Source organism: Pseudomonas sp. HLT2-19-2, from assembly GCF_054898005.1.
Map to the genome: position 1 here is coordinate 5,365,341 of NZ_CM142712.1, position 19,335 is coordinate 5,384,675.

18 protein-coding genes are annotated in these 19,335 nt (G+C 59.8%); 5 read left to right on the plus strand and 13 right to left on the minus strand.

What is annotated here, in order from left to right; all coding sequences use genetic code 11:
* Positions 1 to 12 precede the first annotated feature (12 nt).
* Together ACYZTU_RS25225 and yedA are read right to left on the minus strand one after the other, a co-directional pair.
* Positions 13 to 1,347: a DEAD/DEAH box helicase gene (locus ACYZTU_RS25225; RefSeq protein WP_461966373.1), complete on the minus strand. Its 1,335-nt coding sequence runs from the start codon at positions 1,345 to 1,347 to the stop codon at positions 13 to 15.
* A 78-nt stretch (positions 1,348 to 1,425) separates the two neighbouring features.
* On the minus strand, positions 1,426 to 2,352 hold the full coding sequence (gene yedA / locus ACYZTU_RS25230) for a drug/metabolite exporter YedA (protein WP_461966375.1): 927 nt from the start codon (positions 2,350 to 2,352) through the stop codon (positions 1,426 to 1,428).
* A 163-nt stretch (positions 2,353 to 2,515) separates the two neighbouring features.
* On the opposite strand from yedA, the gene ACYZTU_RS25235 reads away from it, so the two are divergent.
* Complete coding sequence (locus ACYZTU_RS25235; RefSeq protein ID WP_461966377.1) at positions 2,516 to 2,968, plus strand: Lrp/AsnC family transcriptional regulator; 453 nt, start codon at positions 2,516 to 2,518, stop codon at positions 2,966 to 2,968.
* A 135-nt stretch (positions 2,969 to 3,103) separates the two neighbouring features.
* On the opposite strand, the gene ACYZTU_RS25240 is transcribed toward ACYZTU_RS25235, so the two are convergent.
* The 3 genes from ACYZTU_RS25240 to ACYZTU_RS25250 form a co-directional block, all read right to left on the minus strand.
* The gene (locus ACYZTU_RS25240) at positions 3,104 to 3,715 is read right to left on the minus strand and encodes a 3'-5' exonuclease (RefSeq protein ID WP_461966379.1); all 612 of its coding nucleotides are present in this window, start codon (positions 3,713 to 3,715) and stop codon (positions 3,104 to 3,106) included.
* Positions 3,716 to 3,737: 22 nt separating this feature from the next.
* Positions 3,738 to 4,217, minus strand: coding sequence for a LabA-like NYN domain-containing protein (locus ACYZTU_RS25245; protein ID WP_461966381.1), 480 nt, complete (start codon positions 4,215 to 4,217; stop codon positions 3,738 to 3,740).
* A 130-nt stretch (positions 4,218 to 4,347) separates the two neighbouring features.
* Complete coding sequence (locus ACYZTU_RS25250; protein ID WP_461966383.1) at positions 4,348 to 5,109, minus strand: DUF2076 domain-containing protein; 762 nt, start codon at positions 5,107 to 5,109, stop codon at positions 4,348 to 4,350.
* A gap of 175 nt (positions 5,110 to 5,284) precedes the next feature.
* Here ACYZTU_RS25250 and ACYZTU_RS25255 point away from each other — a divergent pair, with 175 nt between their 5' ends.
* Positions 5,285 to 5,959: a YciC family protein gene (locus tag ACYZTU_RS25255; protein WP_449645750.1), complete on the plus strand. Its 675-nt coding sequence runs from the start codon at positions 5,285 to 5,287 to the stop codon at positions 5,957 to 5,959.
* 75 nt (positions 5,960 to 6,034) lie between these two features.
* Positions 6,035 to 7,114, plus strand: coding sequence for an endonuclease/exonuclease/phosphatase family protein (locus tag ACYZTU_RS25260; RefSeq protein ID WP_461966385.1), 1,080 nt, complete (start codon positions 6,035 to 6,037; stop codon positions 7,112 to 7,114).
* Between the two features lie 7 nt (positions 7,115 to 7,121).
* On the opposite strand, the gene ACYZTU_RS25265 is transcribed toward ACYZTU_RS25260, so the two are convergent.
* The 5 genes from ACYZTU_RS25265 to ACYZTU_RS25285 form a co-directional block, all read right to left on the minus strand.
* Positions 7,122 to 7,958: an ABC transporter ATP-binding protein gene (locus ACYZTU_RS25265; protein ID WP_461966387.1), complete on the minus strand. Its 837-nt coding sequence runs from the start codon at positions 7,956 to 7,958 to the stop codon at positions 7,122 to 7,124.
* Positions 7,946 to 8,749 carry an ABC transporter permease gene (locus ACYZTU_RS25270; protein WP_461966389.1) on the minus strand — a complete coding sequence of 268 codons (804 nt, stop codon included), beginning with the start codon at positions 8,747 to 8,749 and terminating at the stop codon, positions 7,946 to 7,948. The genes ACYZTU_RS25265 and ACYZTU_RS25270 overlap by 13 nt, the downstream gene beginning before the upstream one ends.
* A 9-nt stretch (positions 8,750 to 8,758) precedes the next feature.
* On the minus strand, positions 8,759 to 9,745 hold the full coding sequence (locus ACYZTU_RS25275; RefSeq protein ID WP_461966391.1) for an ABC transporter substrate-binding protein: 987 nt from the start codon (positions 9,743 to 9,745) through the stop codon (positions 8,759 to 8,761).
* Positions 9,746 to 10,119: 374 nt separating this feature from the next.
* Entirely contained in the window at positions 10,120 to 11,490 is a 1,371-nt protein-coding gene (locus tag ACYZTU_RS25280; protein ID WP_461966393.1) for an aspartate aminotransferase family protein, read from the minus strand.
* Positions 11,491 to 11,521: 31 nt separating this feature from the next.
* Complete coding sequence (locus ACYZTU_RS25285; RefSeq protein WP_461966395.1) at positions 11,522 to 13,015, minus strand: aldehyde dehydrogenase; 1,494 nt, start codon at positions 13,013 to 13,015, stop codon at positions 11,522 to 11,524.
* Between the two features lie 225 nt (positions 13,016 to 13,240).
* On the opposite strand from ACYZTU_RS25285, the gene ACYZTU_RS25290 reads away from it, so the two are divergent.
* The gene (locus tag ACYZTU_RS25290; RefSeq protein ID WP_461966397.1) at positions 13,241 to 14,155 is read left to right on the plus strand and encodes a LysR substrate-binding domain-containing protein; all 915 of its coding nucleotides are present in this window, start codon (positions 13,241 to 13,243) and stop codon (positions 14,153 to 14,155) included.
* A gap of 108 nt (positions 14,156 to 14,263) precedes the next feature.
* Here the strand turns inward: ACYZTU_RS25290 and hrpB are convergent, their stop codons facing one another.
* The 3 genes from hrpB to ACYZTU_RS25305 form a co-directional block, all read right to left on the minus strand.
* On the minus strand, positions 14,264 to 16,783 hold the full coding sequence (hrpB, locus tag ACYZTU_RS25295; RefSeq protein WP_461966399.1) for an ATP-dependent helicase HrpB: 2,520 nt from the start codon (positions 16,781 to 16,783) through the stop codon (positions 14,264 to 14,266).
* Between the two features lie 70 nt (positions 16,784 to 16,853).
* The gene (locus tag ACYZTU_RS25300; RefSeq protein WP_461966401.1) at positions 16,854 to 17,606 is read right to left on the minus strand and encodes a nucleotidyl transferase AbiEii/AbiGii toxin family protein; all 753 of its coding nucleotides are present in this window, start codon (positions 17,604 to 17,606) and stop codon (positions 16,854 to 16,856) included.
* The gene (locus ACYZTU_RS25305; protein ID WP_461966403.1) at positions 17,600 to 18,613 is read right to left on the minus strand and encodes a hypothetical protein; all 1,014 of its coding nucleotides are present in this window, start codon (positions 18,611 to 18,613) and stop codon (positions 17,600 to 17,602) included. The genes ACYZTU_RS25300 and ACYZTU_RS25305 overlap by 7 nt, the downstream gene beginning before the upstream one ends.
* Positions 18,614 to 18,882: 269 nt before the next feature.
* On the opposite strand from ACYZTU_RS25305, the gene ACYZTU_RS25310 reads away from it, so the two are divergent.
* Positions 18,883 to 19,290 carry a polyribonucleotide nucleotidyltransferase gene (locus tag ACYZTU_RS25310; protein WP_461966405.1) on the plus strand — a complete coding sequence of 136 codons (408 nt, stop codon included), beginning with the start codon at positions 18,883 to 18,885 and terminating at the stop codon, positions 19,288 to 19,290.
* The last annotated feature ends 45 nt before the right edge of the window (positions 19,291 to 19,335 follow it).

Genomic DNA, 19,335 nt, shown 5'->3' on the forward strand with positions numbered 1-19,335 from the left:
CGCCGCAGAGAATCAAGGCTTCTTCTTACGCGGCCCAGTATTAAACACTGGCACCTTGCGCACAGGCTTGATCGAAGGTTCCGGCGCCGAAGCATCACCACTCTCAACCCACTTGCCCAGATTGCGTTTGCCGCCACCGGACGTCTTTGGCTTCTTCGGTTTTTTCGGCTTCTTGACCACCTGACCGCTGGCATCGGTATCCGGCACCCGGTGCTCAGGCTCGAAGTCATGCTCCATCTGGCGAGGCAATGTCTGACGGGTCAACGTCTCGATGGCCGACAGCAGATTCACTTCATCGGCGCAAACCAGCGATATAGCCTGCCCGGTTGCACCCGCGCGACCGGTACGGCCGATCCGATGGATGTAGTCCTCAGCCACGATCGGCAGGTCGAAGTTGACCACCAATGGCAAATCTTCGATATCCAGACCACGGGCCGCGACGTCGGTGGCCACAAGAATCTGCACTTCACTGGCCTTGAACCGGTCCAGCGCACGCTGACGGGTGGCCTGCGGTTTGTCGCCGTGGATGCCGTCGGCGTTGATACCCAGGCCCTGGAGTTTTTCCACCAGCGCGTCCACGCCATTGCGGGTCTTGGCGAACACCAGCACCTGCTTCCACTTGCCCTTGCGCAGCAAATGGATGAACAGCTCCGGCTTGCGCTTCTTGTCCACCACCACAACCCATTGTTTGACGGTGTTGGCAGCGACGTTGCGCGGGCTGACTTCGATACTCAACGGATCGTTGAGCATTTGTCCGGCCAGCAAACGGATCGCGTCGGAGAAGGTCGCGGAAAACAACAGCGTCTGACGTTGCTTCGGCAGCACACGGTAAATGTTCCCCAGCTCCTCGGAAAAACCCAGATCGAGCATGCGGTCGGCTTCGTCAAGAATCAGGGTTTGCAGCTGATTGAACTTGAGGGCCTTCTGGCGATACAGGTCGAGCAAACGACCCGGGGTCGCCACCAGCACGTCGACACCTTTGCGCAGCTTCATCATTTGCGGGTTGATGCTGACGCCGCCGTACACCGCGTAAGTGCTCAACGGCAGATTCTCGGCGTACTGACGCACGGCTTCGTGAACCTGTTCTGCCAGTTCGCGGGTCGGCACCAGGATCAGCGCGCGCACCGAGTTGGAGGCAACTTTCGGCCCTTCCATGGCCAGCAACTGCAGCAGCGGCAGCGCGAAACCGGCGGTCTTGCCGGTGCCGGTCTGCGCGGCGGCCATCAGGTCGCGACCAGCCAGCACCGCCGGAATGGCTTGCGCCTGAACCGGCGTAGGAGTCTGGTAGCCGAGCGTCTCGAGAGAGCGCAGCAAGGGTTCGATCAGGCCAAGGGAGGCGAAAGTCATGGGATTACCGTAGGAAAATTCAGCGCGGGTTTTTCAAAACAAGTGTGCAAAACGAGATGCAATGGCGCGCAGTTTACCCTAATTCACACGGGATTCTGTCGGCACTGCTACGGCAGGTTGAAGAGGAGCTCGACGCCACTGCGGCAACCCGATCAACACTACGGCACTGATGATCACCAGCATCGCCAGCCCTTCTTCAATACCAATGGTCTCGCCAACAAACACGATCCCCAGCAACACCGCCACCGCCGGGTTGACGTAGGCATAACTGGTGGCCGCCGCCGGACGCACGTTTTTCAACAGGTACATGTAGGCGTTGAAAGCGATGATCGAACCGAAGACCGTCAGGTAGGCCAAGGCTGCCCAGCCTTCAATCGGCGGCATGCTTTCCAGATGTTCACCGCTCAGCGCACTGCCGATCAACAACGCCACGCCGCCCACCAGCATTTGCACGGCACTGGCCATCGCGCCTTGTGGCAGCGGCAAATGTTTGCTCCAGACTGAACCGAAGGCCCAGGACGCTGCCGCGAATATCAGCAAGGCGGCGCCCAGCGGGCTCGATTGCAAGTTGGAGCCGAGGTTGAGCATGGCAATGCCGATCAGCCCGAGCATAATCCCGGCCCATTCGAGACGGGTATTACGCGCGCCCCAGAAATATCCGCAGAGCAAGGTAAACAGCGGCACTGTCGCCACCGCCAGCGCGGCAACGCCGGAAGCGACACCCGTGTGCTCGGCGACACTGACCGCACCGTTGCCGCACGTCAGCAGCAAGATCCCGATAATCCCGGCGGCTTTCCACTGCGCCCAGGTCGGTGCCGGCGCCCCGCGCCAACGCAGAAAGGCGTACATCAACGTCCCGGCGATCACGAAACGAGTACCGGCGAGCAGCAACGGCGGCCAGTACTCCACACCGATGCGAATCACCAGGTAGGTCGAGCCCCAAATCACGTACAACGCGAAAAAAGCAGCGATCAACGGCAAGGGAAAACGGCGTAGGCCAGGCATGAGGCAGCTCGTAGGCAAGACAAGTGAACAGCTATTCTAGAAAGGCCAGCGGCGTAAAATAAGTTACAAAACCTGTTTATAGCGCCGGTACACTTTTCAAAACACGGAGATTGCCGTTATAAACCGTGCTTTCGAAAGTCAGTCATTTTTCAGGAATACCACAATGGATAAATACGACCGCATGCTCCTCAGCGCCCTGCTGGAAAACGGTCGTGCGTCCTACGCCGACCTGGCGCGCAAAGTGAACCTGTCCGCCCCGGCCGTGGCCGAGCGCGTGGCCAAACTCGAAGCCTGTGGGGTCATTACCGGGTACCAGGCGAAAGTCGACATGGCCAAGCTTGGATTGCCGATCCAGTGCGTCATCGAACTGCGCCTGAACCAGCATGGCAACCAGAAGGCCTACGATGATCTGGTCAAAATCCCACAACTGACCGAATGCCACCGGGTGACGGGTGATCCGTGCGTGATCATGCAGGCTGCGGTGGGATCGATGCCGGAGCTGGAAGAATTGATCAACCAGATTGCCAAGTTCGGGTTCAGCAAGACGTCGATCGTGTTGTCGAGCGCCATCGAGAAGCGCGTGCCGTTGGGGCAACTGGAAGGGAATGGCAAATAACTCTCCTGTAGGAGCTGTCGAGTGAAACGAGGCTGCGATCTTTTGACTCTGACTTTAAGGATCAAGATCAAAAGATCGCAGCCTCGTTTCACTCGACAGCTCCTACAGGGGGTCAGGGGATTTGCGGTGTTTCAGTCAGAACCCGCGATGCCGCTTGAGATGCTCATTGATCTTCGCCGCCGGCACTTTCTGCAAGCTGACCAGCAGATCATGCGACAACTCGCGCAACCCATGCTTGTGCCGCAGTTCCTGCGCGAGGTGCGCCGTCAGGTTGGCCGCCATCTCGGCATCGGCCATGGCCCGGTGAGCTTTACCTGTGTTGGGCAGGCTGGCGTACGTGGTGAGGGTGCCAAGTTTGTGGTTCGGCGCGGCGGGCATCAAACGGCGGGCGAGTAGCAGCGAGCAGGCAAAGTTCTGCAAGCGTGTGCGCTTGATGCGGCCGAGCTCAAAGTCCCAGAACTTCTGGTCGAACGCGGCGTTGTGCGCCAGCAGCGGTGTGATGCCGACGAACTCGTTGACTTCGTTCATCACCTGCTCGGCCGACGGCGCGGTGCGCAGCATGGCGTTGCTGATGCCGGTGAGTTGTTCGATAAAGGCCGGGACGCGCACGCCGGCATTCATCAGGCTCTGGTAACGCTCGACGATGCGCCCCTGTTCAAGGATCACCACGGCAATTTCCGTGGCCCGGCAGCTGCTGCTCGGGGAGATCCCGGTGGTTTCAAAGTCGATGACTGCTATGCGTTCCAAACCTGTTTCAACTCCGTAAAAATCAATTCTTGAGCAGCAACGCGCCTTCGATCGGCACGTAGCGGCTGGCGGCGCGGATCAGCGAGTTGGCCGTCAGGCCCGGCACGCCGTAGGCCACAGCTTGCACCCCGTGTTTAGTGATGATGCGCTCCAGCAGCATGTCGAAATCACCGTCACCGGAGGCCAGCACCACTTCGTCGACATGATCGGCGGCGTCCATGATATCGAGGGTGATGCCCACGTCCCAGTCGCCTTTGGCCGAGCCATCGCTGCGCTGGATGTAAGGTTTGAGCTTCACAATGAAACCGAGGTTGCGCAGGATCTGCTGGAATTGCTGCTGTTTGCTGTCGCCGCGATCGATCGCGTAGGCATAGGCCTCGACGATCTGCCCCTGTTTGCTGATGTCAGCCCACAGGGCGGCATAGTTGAAGTGGCAACCATAAGCCTGACGCACGGTGTAGTAGAGGTTCTGGACATCGGCGAACACTGCGATTTTTTTCACCGTGCATCCTCTCTTGGCGGGCAGGCAGGATCAGGCACCAGGCCCGAAAAGTCGTCCAGTATGCCAGCCCGAAGGATTGTTCCGCGAATAATCGGCCCGAAGCGCCGTAGCGCTCCGGACGAATGGCGTGTCAGATGAAGGAATCGTCGTCGCCGCCGAAGAACGATGAGCTGTCATCGCTATAGTCGGCGTCGGTAAAGCCGCCCTGATCGTTGGCGTTGTTGTCAGCCACGCGCTGATCATCGCCTCCGCCATTGCCGCTGTCGCTCTGATCGTTGACCTGAGCCGGTTCTTCCTTCGTGACTTCAGCCACTTCCGGCTGCTGATTGTGATGGAACAGGCTGCTGATGCCTTGCGCCAGCATCACGCCACCGGCCACACCGGCTGCGGTTTTCAGCGCACCACCGAGGAAACTGCTGCCGGCAGGCTGTTGCTGGCCATAATTCTGCTGAGGAGGCGCTGAGCCGAAGTTCTGTTGTGGCGGCTGCGAGTTGAACGACGGTCGCGCCGGTTCACGCCAACCGCCACCGCTCGATGCGGGTGGGTTTTGGGTTGGCGCAGGCTGCGAATCACGGGAGCCGCCACCGAATATGCTCGATAGAAAACCGCCGCCGCTGGTTGCCGGAGCAGCCGGCTGAACTTTGGCCTGCTGCAGTTCGGCCTGCAATTGCTGGACTTGCTGGGCGAGCTGCTTGTTCTGTTCGTCGAGGCTCTTGATGGCAGCCTCTTGCACCAGAATCGCCTGGGTCATGAAATAGCCTGCCGCTGGCTGGCGAGTCAGGTGTTCCTTGATCCGCGCCTCGGCCTGGGCGTCGCGCGGGGCTGAGTCCGTTTCGGCCTGTTGCAGCCGGGAAAACAGTCCATCGATCAGGGTTTGTTCTTCGCTGTTCATGGCGACCTCGTAGATTGCCGGGAATATCTGCCCTATCCACTGTAAATAAGGGACACCCCTCTAATGGAGGTTGATGCAGGATGTTTCAATGGTCTTTACCGAACGTTTACGTTTGCGCCCCAAAGCGCTTCATCGGTTAAAGTGTGCCACTGCTTCCAACCTGCGATACCGACTGATGAATTCGTTCGATGTACTGCGTGACTCTCTGTATTTCTTCAAACGCAATCTGGGCCAGATCGTTCGGCTGTGCCTGCCGCTGGTGATCTTCGAGGCGCTGTTGCAACTGGTGGTCGACCACTCCACCGAGCCGGACAGTTTTCCTGGTATCAGCGTGATGGTCGGCTTGCTGGTTTATCCGCTGTACACCGGCGCGCTGATCCTGTTTCTCGATGCCCGCAGCCGTGGCGAATCGCCGCGCAATCGCGACCTGCTGGCAATGTCCGCGACCCTGTGGCCACGCTTCGCCCTGCTCACCGCCCTCAATACCCTGCTGATCCTGATCGGCCTGTCGCTGTATTTCCTGCCGGGCATCTGGCTGATGGTGACCCTGGCGTTCGGCGAGTACCTGCTGGTGCTGCGCGGCCTGGCCCCGCTGGCGGCGATGAAGGAAAGCCTGCGCCTGACCCGCGGCCACTTCCTGCGCATTCTGGTGTGCATTTTGTGCGTAATGGCCCCGTTGTGGCTACTCAAGGGCGCAACCTTGGCGGTTTACCCGGAGCCGCAGAACCCGGTGTTTTCCCTGCTGATCGACAGTGCTCACAGCTTCCTGCAACTGTTCACCAGCGTGGTGCTGTTCCGCTTGTTCATGCTGATCAGCGATGTGCCCGAGAAAATTGACGGGCCGCTCTGACCGCTCGACCCGTGGGCTTAACCCCGACTGTCGGTTATGCTCGGGGTCAACTTTTGTAACGCTATAAGCCGAGCCATGACCCGTCTACTGCGCTACACCCTGCTGGGCCTGTTGATTATGACCGGCCTGATGGCCTTGCTGATCTACAACCTGACCTGGCGTCCCGAAGCCAAGGAAGCATTACCGGTCAGTTGCAACGCCCAGGCACCGACGCTGGTGCCCGGTCAGGCGCTGAAGGTGATGACCTGGAACGTCCAGTACCTGGCGGGAAAACGCTACGTATTCTGGAATGACCTGGCGGCCGGCAATGACGAAAAACCTACGCCCGATGACATGGCCTTCAGCCTCGATGAAGTGGCGCGGGTGATCCGTGACGAGCAACCGGATGTCGTGCTGTTGCAGGAGCTGGATGACGGCGCCAAGGCCAGTGATTATCAAAGCCAGTTCAAGCTGCTTCAGGAGCGGGTCGCGGACCTTTATCCGTGCGGCGCTCACGCCTTCGACTGGAAAGCCGATTTCGTGCCTGAGTCGCACATTTTCGGCAGCGTCGGCCGGCAACTGGCCACCCTCAGCCGCTATCAGATCAAGCACGCCGAACGCCTTCAATTACCGGTCGCGCCGGCCAACTTCGTCACCCGCCAGTTCAAACCGAAAAACGCCTTGTTGGTCACCTATCTGCCGCTGAGTGACGGCGGTCAGGTAGCGGTGCTCAACACCCATCTGGACCGCGTTACCCAGCCCGACGAAACGCTGCAAGCCCAGGTGACGGCCGTGGCCAAAGTCCTCGACAAGTTCGAAAGCCGCGGCACGCCGTGGTTGATCGGCGGGGACTTCAACCTGTTGCCGCTGGGGCAATATCAACGCCTGCCCAATGAGCAACGCACGCCCTACTCCGCCGACAGCGCGCTGCATGTGCTGTGGGACAAATACCCGATGATCCCGACCAACAACGAAGCCAGCGGCATCGATCGGGCGCGGTGGCTGACCCACTACCCGAACGATCCGGGCTTGAACGGCCCGGACCGGACGGTCGACTACCTGTTCTACAGTCCGCGGATCAAACGGGTCGAGGCGATGGTGAGGCAGGACGACACCTTGCGCATTTCCGATCACTTGCCAGTGATCGCAAGGTTCCTCTTGCCTGCGGCGCCCTAGGGCTGAATCAATGCTCCTCCTCCAGCTCATCGTGCAACAACCCGAAGATCTTGCGCTTCATGTCGATGAACGAACGCTCCATGACCATGTCCAGGGTGCGTGGGCGCTCGATCGGCACGTCCAGAATCTGCTTGATGCGCCCAGGCCTGGCCCCCATCATGTAGACCCGGTCACCCAGCAGAATCGCCTCGTCGATATCGTGGGTCACGAACAACACAGTCTTCTTGCTGTTGCCCCAGACCCGCAACAACAGCTGCTGCATTTGCAGGCGCGTCTGGCTGTCGAGTGCGCCGAAGGGCTCGTCCATCAGCAGGATTTGTGGATCGTTGGCCAGCGCCCGGGCAATGGCGACGCGCTGCATCATGCCGCCGGAAAGCTGCTTGGCGTAGTTATCGGCGAACCCGGTCAGACCCACTTCGTTGACGTAGTAGTCGACGATGTCCTTGCGCTGGGCGGCTGCCATGCCGCGACGCTTGAGGCCGAACTCGACGTTCTGGCGCACGGTCAGCCAGGGGAACAGCGTATAGCTCTGGAACACCATGCCGCGATCCGCGCCCGGGCCCAGCACTTGCTGGCCGCCGACGTAGATTTCGCCTTCCGTGGGCTCATTCAGACCAGCCGTGAGATACAGCAAACTCGACTTGCCGCAGCCCGAAGGCCCGACCAGCACGGCGAATTGTTGATCCGGCACTTCGAATGACACCTGCTCCAGCGCTGTGAACATGCCGCCGTCAGGTTTCTGATAACGCAGGCTGACCTTGTCCACTTGCAGCCGTGGCGCGGCGTGCACCGGGGCCGCCTGTGGCGTGATGAAACGCGGGTTGACGGCGCTTACTGAGCCCATGCGGTGATCCTCAGACGTAGGAAACGGAACAGTTGATCGGTGACCAGGCCCAACAGGCCGATGATCGCGATGGCCAGAAAGATCACATCCACTTGAAAGCCGCGCATGGCTTTAAGGCTCAGGTAACCCAGGCCGCTGGACGCCGCGACCAACTCGGCGACCACCAGGTAAGTCCAGGCCCAGCCCATCGTCACGCGCAAGGTGTCGAGCACACCCGGCAACGACGCCGGGGCGATCACATGCAGCACCGCATCGCGGCGGTTCGAACCCAAGGTGTAAGACGCGTTGATCAGGTCCTTGGAGATACCTTTGGACACGTCCGCGATCATCACCAGTTGCTGGAAAAACACGCCGAAGATGATCACCGAGACCCGCTGCTCCAGACCGATGCCGATCCACAGAATGAACAACGGCACGAACGAAGTTACCGGCAGGTAGCGAATGAAATTCACCATTGGCTCAAGGAACGCCTGGACGATGCGAAAGCTGCCCATCAGCAACCCCAGCGGCACCGCCACCAGCGACGAGACGATGAAACCGACCATCACCACTTCGAGGCTGGCCCATACATGCAGGCCGAGGGTGCCGTCGCGGCTCAGGCGCACGGCGGCCTCGACCACCGCGCCCGGTGTCGGTAAGAACATGCCCGGCACCACGCCGCCGTAAGACAATCCGGCCCACAGGCCGATCAACAACACCCAGGCCAGACCGCTCGCGCTCCAAATCACCGAAACCGGCAGACCGGTCTTTGGCGTGATGCAGCGGCTCAGCCATGAATTGCGCTTGAACATGCAAACCTCCTAGAGCGGGCTGACGAAGCGGTTGTCGATCAAGTCGTCATTGCTGACGTTGTAGGGTTTGCCCTGCAATTCACTGGCGGTCTCGTTGGCCAGTTTGATCAGCGGCTCGCTGTCACCCGGTTTGCCCGGCGAACCAAAGAGTTTTTCGCTCATGGCCTGATCGTAGAAGCGCACGCCTTGCGCGGCAGCGGCCAGTTCCTTCGGATCGGCCAGGTAACCGCCGACACCTTTGGCCATGATTTTGTAGGCTTCTTCTGGATGGTCCTTGGTGTACTGGACCGCTTTGTACAGACCGGCCACCAATGCCTTGACGTCCTCCGGTTGTTTCTCGATGACGGTGCAATTGAGCGCGACCACATCGACAATCACTCCCGGCGTGCTGCTGCTGTCGATCAGCACCTTGCCTTGTTGCTTGTTGCGGACCATCGACAGATGCGGCTCCCAGGTCACGGCGGCCGGCACGCGACCGGCGATGAACGCGGTGGCGGCATCGTCGGCGGTCATGTTCTGCACGGTGATGTCGCTCATTTTCATGCCGTGTTTTTTCAGCAAGTACGACAGCCAGAACTGCGAGGTCGAACCTTCGTTCACCGCCACGGCTTTGCCCTTCAGTTCTTGCAGGCTTTTGACCTCCTTGCCCACCAGCACGCCGTCGCCACCGTGGCTGTCGTCGAGGGCGGCCACCGCCTTGAAACAGAATTGCGGGCGGTACTTGAGCACTTCGTCGATGGTCGACGCCGAGCCCGACAACTCTCCCGAGGCTTGCGCAGCCATGTACATCGAAGCCTCTTCGACGACGGGCAATTCGACGGTCAAACCGTTTTCCTTGAAGTAGCCCAGATCCCGGGCCAGGTAGAGCGTGCCATATCCGACCCACGTGGTGTGGCCGATGGACAGAGTGCCGGCCTGGGCGCTGGTGGCGACCGTGGCGGCGATGGCGGTGACCGCCAGTGGATGAGCGAAGCGGGTAAGCAAGGACTTGATCATGGAGCACTCCCAAAGCTGTTGATTTAGTTTTGTCATGGGCAGTACGGCCAGTGGCCTTGGAGCAGAAGCAACCTGAGGTCTCTGATGGACCTTTCGGTGGTCAGCGTTTGGCTGACTGGCGAGGTCGATGTTGGCCCAAGACGGGGATTAGGAAAATTAGGAAATATGTCGATGGGAGTGATGAAAAAACTGGGTAGCGTGCACTGCGAAAGGGCGCCGTGGGCAGGGATGCCCGGGGTGGGTGCAAAAGGTGCGACGATGATCGTTCCCACGCTCCGTGTGGGAATGCAGCCCGGGACGCTCCGCGTCCCAAAGCGGACGCAGAGCGTCCATTGAGGCATTCCCACGCAGAGCGTGGGAACGATCAGATGGTGTCAGAGTCGGCCGTATTCCTGCGCCGTGCGATCGACTGCCTTGAGGGTCTTGCCGACCAACTCATCAACCTCTTCGCGACTGGCAATCAACGCCGGCGCCATGATCATCCGCCCCAGCGTCGAGCGAATAATCACCCCTTCTTCGAAGCCGATCGTGCGGCAACGCCAGGCAATGTCGTTCTCATTGGCAAAACGCTTGCGACTGGTTTTGCCCTCCGCCAACTGCAGCGCCGCAACCATGCCGACACCCTGAATATCGCCCACCAACGGGTGATTGCCGAACACCTCGCGCAAGCACTGTTGCAGGTAGGGACCGATGTCATCCTTGACCCGCGCCACCACCCCTTCATCACGCAAGGCCTTGAGGTTGGCGATGGCCACCGCCGCTGCCACCGGGTGCCCGGAATAGGTCAAGCCGTGAGCAAACACCCCGCCCTGCTCCACCAATACCTGAGCCATTTTCTTGGACAGAATCAATCCGCCCATGGGGATGTAACCCGAGGTCAAACCCTTGGCGATGGACAAGGTGTCCGGCTCGAAACCGAAGTGCTCGTGGGCGAACCATTCACCGGTACGACCAAAGCCACCGATCACTTCATCGGCGCACAACAGCACGTCGTACTTACGGCAGATTCGTTGAATCTCCGGCCAGTAACTCTCTGGCGGAAAGATCATCCCGCCAGCGCCCTGGAACGGTTCGGCGATAAACCCGGCGACCTTGTCCGCACCCAGTTCGAGAATCTTCGCTTCCAGCTGCTGCGCCGCCCGCAGGCCAAATTCAGCCGGGGTCAGGTTGCCCTCGTGGGCGAAGAAGTACGGTTCATCGATGTGTTCGATGTCGGGGAGCATGCCGCCCATTTCGTGCATGAACTTCATGCCACCGAGCGCCGTCGCCGCCAGGGTCGAGCCGTGGTATCCGTTCCAGCGACCGATCATGATTTTCTTCTCGGGCTTGCCGAGGATCGTCCAGTAACGGCGCACGGTGCGGATCAGCACCTCGTTGGCTTCGGAGCCGGAGTTGGTGTAGATCGCGTGGCTGTAGTGCCCCGGCAACAGGCTGAACAGCAGCTCTGAGAGCTCGATCACCTGCGGGTGGGTGGTGTGGAAAAACATGTTGTAGTACGGCAATTGCTCAAGCTGTCGGGTCGCTGCAGCCGCCAGGTCCTTGCGGCCGTAACCGAGGTTGGTGCACCACAGCCCGGACATGCCGTCGAGGTAACGCCGACCATCGTTGTCCCACAGGTGCAGGCGCTCACCACGGACCATCACCCGGGGCCCTTCGTCGTTGAGTGCCTTTTGATCGACGAACGCGTGGATGTGGTGCGCAGCGTCGGCGGCCTGGTAGTCGCGGGTTTCACGTGGTGTGGTCATCGCCAGTTCTCCGTTTTGTAATTAGCGGCTGTTATGAGCGCAGCTGAAACCAGGTGGTTTTCAACTGCGTGTATTTATCGAATGAATGCAGCGACAGGTCGCGGCCGAAACCGGATTGTTTACCGCCGCCAAAAGGCACGGTCACGTCCAGCGCATCGACGCTGTTGACCGACACCGTGCCTGCTCGCAACTGCCGCGCCACGCGGTGGGCGCGATTGAGATCATCGGTCCACAGCGAGGCCGCCAATCCGTAGACGCTGTCGTTGGCCAGTTGCAAGGCGTGAGCCTCGTCATCGAACGCCGTGACAGCCAGCACCGGGCCGAACACTTCATCGCGAAACAGCGGCATGTCCGGGCTCACGTTGGTGAAAATGGTCGGCTGAATGAAGTTGTCGGAACCGTTGGAAATCGACTGCAGACCACCGCACACTTTCGTCGCGCCCTGGCGTTCGGCCTGCTGAATGAACTTCATGATGCGCGCGGTCTGACGGCTGTCGACAATCGCCCCGGCGCGGCTCGACGGGTCCAGCGGATCACCCGGCTGCCAGCATTCGGCCTGCGCCTTGAGGCGCTCGACGAACTCATCATGGATCGAACGCTCCACCAGCAACCGCGAGTTGGCCGAGCACACTTCCCCCTGATTGAAGAAGATCCCGAACGCGGCTTTCTGCGCCGCCAGATCGAGGTCCTGGCAATCGGCGAACACCAGATTGGCGCTCTTGCCGCCGCACTCCAGCCACACCTGTTTCAGGTTCGATTGCGCGGAGTACTGCATGAAATACTTGCCCACTTCGGTGGAGCCGGTGAACACCAGGCAATCGACATCCGGGTGCAAACCGAGGGCTTTGCCGGTCTGCTCGCCGAGCCCCGGCAGCACGTTCAGCACGCCAGCTGGCAGGCCGGCTTCCAGCGCCAGCTCGGCCAGACGCAACGCGGAAAACGGTGATTGCTCGGCGGGTTTGAGGATCACCGAATTGCCCGCCGCCAGCGCGGGTGCGAGTTTCCAGGCGGCCATGTCCAACGGGAAATTCCACGGCACCACTGCAGCGACCACGCCCAGCGCTTCTCGGGTGATGGTTGCCAGCACGTTTTGCGCACTGGGGGCGATCTGGTCGTAGAGTTTGTCGAGGCTTTCGGCGTACCAGCGAAACACCCCAGCGGCGCCCGGGACGTCGATGTTGTAGGCGTCCATCACCGGTTTGCCCATGTTCAGCGAGTCGAGCAGCGCCAGTTCTTCGCGGTGGGCCATGATCAGGTCGGCGAGGCGCAGCAGCACTTGCTTGCGCTCGCCCGGTGATCGCGCCGACCAGGTACCGGCCTCGAACACTTGCCGCGCATTGCTTACCGCGGCGTTCACCTCTTCATCGCCGCACGCAGTCACATTTGCCAGACACTGGCCGGTGGCCGGATTGATCGCTGCGAAAGTCTGGCCCGACTGTGCCGAGCGGGGTTTGCCGTCGATGACGGCCTGGTCGGGTAACCGCAGCGCGGCAGCTTTGTTTTGCCAATATGCAAGCTCGAACACGTTCAGATGCTCCATGGACTTTTCTTGTGTCTGGATGGTGGCCCAGGCCCGTGTCCAGTAAAAATAGTAAAAATATCTTCGAAGACCATGAAAAAACTGGGCAGCCTATCTCCCCGGTGGCGCGGTATGTGGTTATTGTTCAGGCATAACAACACCGTCGTCAGAACGGATGCAGTCGGCGCAAAAATTGCCTGGATGTCGAGTCCATCCACCCCGAGGTTCGCCGTGGCTGCCTACAACCTGCGTCAATTGAAATACTTCATCACCACCGTTGATTGCGGCAGTGTCGCCGAGGCTTCGCGCAAGCTGTACATCGCCCAGCCGGCGATCTCCACGGCGATCAAAGGCCTGGAGGACAGCTTCGGCGTGCAACTGCTGATCCGTCATCACGCCCAAGGCGTGTCCTTGACCCCCAGCGGCGCGCGCTTTTATCGCAAGGCCCAAGACCTGTTGCGCATGGCCAAGGAGTTCGAACAGAACGCCCTCGCCGACAACGACGTGGTGGCCGGGCAAATCGATATTGGTTGCTTCGAAACGGTCGCTCCGCTGTACCTGCCGCAGTTGATTGCCGGGTTCTCGGCGCTGTACCCGGGGGTGAAAATCCGCATCCGCGACGGCGAGCAGCAAGAGCTGGTGCAAGGCCTGACGTCGGGCACCTTCGACCTGGCGATCCTGTACGAACACGACCTCGACGCCACCATCCAGACCGAACCGCTGATGCCGGCGCAGCGCCCTTATGCGTTGTTGCCGGCGGATCATCGCTTTGCTCAGCTCAAGCAAGTGTCGCTGCGCGATCTGTGCCTGGAGCCGATGATTCTGCTGGACGTGCAACCGAGCCGGACCTACTTCGTCAGCTTGTTCGAAGAGTTGGGTCTGACGCCGAACATTGCCTTCAGCTCACCGTCGATCGAGATGGTGCGGGGGATGGTCGGGCAAGGGTTCGGTTTCTCGATCCTGGTCACCCGGCCGCATTCGGAATGCACCTATGACGGCCAGAAAGTGGTGTGCGTGGACATCGTCGAAGACGTCACCGGCTCAGGGCTGGTGGCGGCGTGGCTCAAGCGCGGGCAACTGACCAAACCGGCGCAGTTGTTTGCGGATTATTGCCGGGAGCAACTGACCGCCAAGGCCGCCTCTTGAACATCAACGTCAGAAGATCGCAGCCTCGTTTCACTCGACAGCTCCTACATGTACCGCATATCCCTTGTAGGAGCTGTCGAGTGAAACGAGGCTGCGATCTTTTGGTCTTCAGCTTTTGCGGGGTTTGATCCGCGCGGTTGCCTCGGCCACCAGCGGATCATCCGGCCAGTAATGCTTCGGATACCGACCCTTCAAATCCTTCTTCACCTCGGCATACGTGCTGCGCCAGAAGTTTGCCAGGTCCTGGGTCACCTGCACCGGCCGTCGCGCCGGGGACAGCAAATGCAGTTTGACCACCTGCCGGCCACCGGCAATCCGCGGGGTCTCGGCCAGACCGAACAGCTCCTGCAACCGCACCGCCAGAATCGGCGGCTGCTCGCTGTAATCCAGACGAATCGACGATCCCGACGGCACGCTCAAATGATGCGGCGCCAGCTTATCGAGCCGTTGCGGCAGCGGCCATGGCAACAGGTTATGAACAATGCTCGACAGGTCCAGATTGGCGAAATGGCTGAGCCGCGAAACTCTCCCCAGATACGGCATCAGCCACTGTTCGAGGCTTTTGAGCAACGCAGCATCGCTGACATCCGGCCATTCACTCTGCTCCTTACTGCCGAGGTCCAGCTGCCGCAACAACGCCACCCGCGCCTGCCATTGACGCAGTTCTGGCGTCCACGGCAACAGCTCCAGACCTTTGCGTCGCACCAGATTGACCAGCGCCTGACTGCGGGCCGTTTCATCGAGGCCGGTCAGCGGTTCGCGGCTGAGGATCAATTCACCAACCTTGCGCTGACGCTCGGCCCGCAACACGCCTTCGCGCTCATCCCAATCCAGTTGATCGACGCAGCGCACCTGTTCGGCCAGCACCGAATCGAACAACGCCGGATCGAAATCCGCCGCCAGATAAATGCGTTCTTCACGCTGGCCCTGACGACTGCCGAGGTCGGCGATCACCAGCCACGGCTGCTTCATCAAACTGTCGGCTTCGGCGAACAGCGCTGCACGACCGTTGGCCAAGCGATATTCCGCACCACCGGCCCTTCGCTGTTGAGCGACGCGATCCGGATAGGCCAGTGCCAACAACGCACCGAGCCAACGCGGATGATCCGGATCGCTGACCGGCTCCGACGCTTTACCCCGCAGGTAACCGCGGTACTGCCGCGCCAATTGCCGAGCCCTTTGCACGCCACCCTGAGCGCCGCGTGCGGCCCGCTCTTCGCCGGACAACAACACCAATCGGCTGTGCAGATCCGCTCCGGCGCCACGCAAAATATCCCGTTCACCGAGCAATGCTGCAACATCGCACGCCATCTCTGCCAAGCCGAGCGCCTGACCGCGCAACAACAAATGCGCGATGCGCGGATGAGCCGGCAGTTCGGCCATGGCCTGACCGTGCCGGGTCAATGCTTCACCGTCCAATGCACCCAAGCGCTCCAGCAGATCTTGAGCCTGTGCATAAGCCGCCGCGGGCGGTACGTCGAGCCAAACCAACTGTCCCGGCGTAACGCCCCAGCGACCGAGCTGCAATGCCAGGCCGGCGAGGTCAGCCGAAAGGATTTCCGCGCTGGCGTAGGCCGCCAATTGTTCGTGCTGATCCTGCGACCACAACCGATAACACACGCCCGGCTCCAAGCGCCCTGCCCGACCCGCACGCTGAGTGGCGCTGGCGCGAGAAATACGTTGGGTGTCGAGGCGGGTCATGCCGCTACCGGGATCGAACCGCGGCACTCGCGCCAACCCGGCATCGATCACCACGCGCACGCCGTCGATGGTCAGACTGGTCTCGGCGATGTTGGTGGCCAGCACCACTTTGCGAAAGCCTGCCGGCGCCGGGTCGATCGCGGCGCGTTGCGCGGCCAGGTCCAGTTCACCGTGCAATGGGCAGAGCAACACCTGCGTGCTCGCGCCCAGCGCATCGGCGAGTTGCTGATGCACCCGACGGATTTCCGCCTGCCCCGGCAGAAACACCAGCACGCTGCCAGTTTCATCATTCAAGGCTTCAAGGATGGTCTGTACCAGACGTGGCTCGATGAATTCACCGGGCTGGAACGGTCGGCCCCAGCGCATCGCCACCGGGTACATGCGGCCTTCGCTGCGCAGGATCGGCGCGTCATCCAGCAACCCGGCCAGGCGTTCGCCTTCAAGGGTTGCCGACATCAGGAGGATTTTCAGCGGTTGATCGTCACGAAACAGCTCACGGCCATTCAGGCTCAAGGCCAACGCCAGGTCGGCGTCGAGGCTGCGCTCATGGAATTCATCGAAGATCAGCAGGCCAACGCCTTCGAGCGCCGGATCGTCCTGCAAACGCCGGGTGAGGATTCCTTCGGTGACCACTTCGATACGGGTGTTGGGGCCGACTTTGCTGTCGAGCCGAATGCGATAACCAACGGTTTCGCCGACCTTCTCGCCCAGCTCACTGGCCAAGCGCTCCGCCGCCGCCCGCGCCGCCAACCGGCGCGGTTCGAGCATCAGAATGGTCTGCCCGGCCAGCCAGGGTTCGTTGAGCAAGGCCAACGGCACGCGGGTGGTTTTACCGGCGCCGGGCGGTGCTTCGAGCACGGCTTCGTGGCGTGTAGCCAAGGCTTCACGCAGGGCGGGTAAAACTTCATCAATCGGCAAAGAAATCATGCTGGCTCCCAGACAAGCCGGGAAGTATAACGGCGAAGCACCCGGCCCAATGCAGCCAGGTATTCAGAAACTAGATTTTGAATGCGCTCCGTATGCGCCCCGCCACTTCACTCATAGTAACTCCACGTAGCCCGATGGCTCTCATGTCGACTTCCAGCGCGGGCATGACGTCCAGAAATTGCCGCAGATCCTGAGCGATGCTTTCGGGCAGATCAAATTCGGGATCAACTGAAAGAAGGCGAGACAGAACAACAATGTCCTTCAGGTGCTTATTGCTCTTGCGGCCAGCGTTCGGTTCTTCGCACTCCGGGCGGCTGAGGTTAGTCCAAGCCTGTGCTTTAAGCGGGATCAGTCGGTCTACACCAATATAGGAAAGATCCTCAGTGTCGTTGCGACCCGTTACGATGAACGCGTAGTAAGCCTCGTCGAGCAGAATTGCAGACAGATCGGAGATTTCTCCGTCTACAGGCACAGGAGTCAGATGAGCACCTTCTGGCAGTGATAAGCCTTCAGGTGCCCTTGAGAATAACTCCAAAAGTACGGGGTAGCTGTCATCGGTGGGATTGCCGAATCTGTAGCGCCGTGTCGGCCCATCAAGTGCCTGACGTTCCGTGTAACCTCCACGCCTTACGAACTCCCAGAATTCGGCACCGAACACGTCATCCAAAGCTTCGATGATGAGAACGATATCCAGATCACGGGTCGCCCGGAATTCGATGCCTGCTTCTTCAAGGGCCAGGCTGGCTGCAACGCCGCCGATCAGCACATATCGATCCGCATGGCCGGCAAAGGCTCCACGAAAGGTATCCAATCCTTTTACCATTCGATCTTCTCCATCATTTCATCAAGGCTAATCTGGACTCTGTCGTCAACGTCGTCTCTTAAGCTGAGATAGAGAGACAGGGGGTCCACACTTTCTCTCGACACTGGAACACAGGTTTTGCCAATAATGTGATCAGGAGAGTAACTCCAGATTTCGACTTCAAAGACCGGGTCATTGAATTGGCCGACTTCTGTGCGGCCCGAGCGCTGGACCTCCGCGTCCCACCCTTCTTTGGTGAACGCGATAACGGGTATCGACGGCTCCCCAAGCATGGAAACTTTACTGAGCGCAGACAGACCAGCAGCTCGCTGTAGCTGAGGGTGCCAATCAGAATAAACCACACGCTTCACCGGGTTCTGCATCACCGGCAGGGCTTTTTCCCAGATGGTTTTAGGCGCTGCGATAAAGTGCCAGCGAGGTGACTTTTCATTAGAGGCCGGCTCTATTAGTCCGAACGACTGAAATTCTTTCATCGCCCTGGACGTCGTCATTTTGGAGTACGGGTCTCCATCAACCAGGTCTGCACCTCGAAAGATATAATCCTCATCCCATCCCCGGATGATGGCTGCGATCAGCAATGCCTGGCTTGCTGGGCTCATGGCTTCTTTATCGGCTTGCCTGCTGCGATAAAACTCACGCAGATCCATTCCAAGCTGTGGGGCGAAGAGTTGATTGCCAGGCACAACAAACTGAACCCCGGACTCGATGAGGCGTTTGCGCTCGTATGATTTGAGTGCGCCGGTTGCATAGAGGATCGGCTGATCCAGCATTTTTTTCAGAGCGTCGATGTGTTTACGGACCTTCGCGGCGTTTTCGAAGGGTTCGTGAGCAAGCAGTACGAGGCATTGGCGATCAAAGAGCGTCACGACGTCGAAGGCGTATTCGTCCAAGAGGTAGAAGGGCAATCCTTTAGTCTTCGCCCAGCGCCTGATCTCGGGCTTAATCCCAAAAATCGATTCGAAGTAATCTTTGATTTCTTGCCTGCTGGTTTTCACTTCGGCGTCCAATAACACAATTTCCGCACAGTAACAGGAGCAATGTTACTGTGCAATAATCGTGTTACAAACCTCTAACATCGTCCATCAGCCGTTACTCGTTGTCGATCTGGAAAAAACAACATCAATCCTCAACTATTCCAGTGGGGGTGAGACGCGGCCGCAATTTACTGTGGGCACGCCCTGCCGCGGCGAGTATAACGGCGAACTGCTTGTCGCTCGTTGCTGTCCTAATTCATATCGACGACGCTTCGTTTTCCAGATGACTCAGGAGATTTCATATGCGTGTTCCCTTTCGCTTGATTGGCGGTGTATTGGTCGCGACGTTGCTGACGCAAGTGACTGCTTGCGGATCGATTTTCTACCCTGACCGTCGTGGTCAGATCGACGGTAAGATCGACCCGGCCATCGCCGCGCTCGATGCCGTGGGCCTGCTGTTCTACATCATTCCCGGCCTGATCGCGTTTGCCGTGGACTTCGCCACTGGCGCGATTTACTTCGAGCCCGGCAAGACCACCCAAGTGGCCCCGGAAAAACTCAAGGAAGCCATCGGCGCCGACGGCAAGGTCGATAACCACAAGTTGCAGACTATTCTCGAAACCGAACTGGGACGCAGCTTCCCGCTGGACGACCCGCGTCTGATTCAGCACAAGGGCAGCACCCAGCAACTGGCTATGCTTGGCCTGTAACCTGCCGCATAGTCCGTGCCTGTGAAGGATCACTCAAAGGAAGCG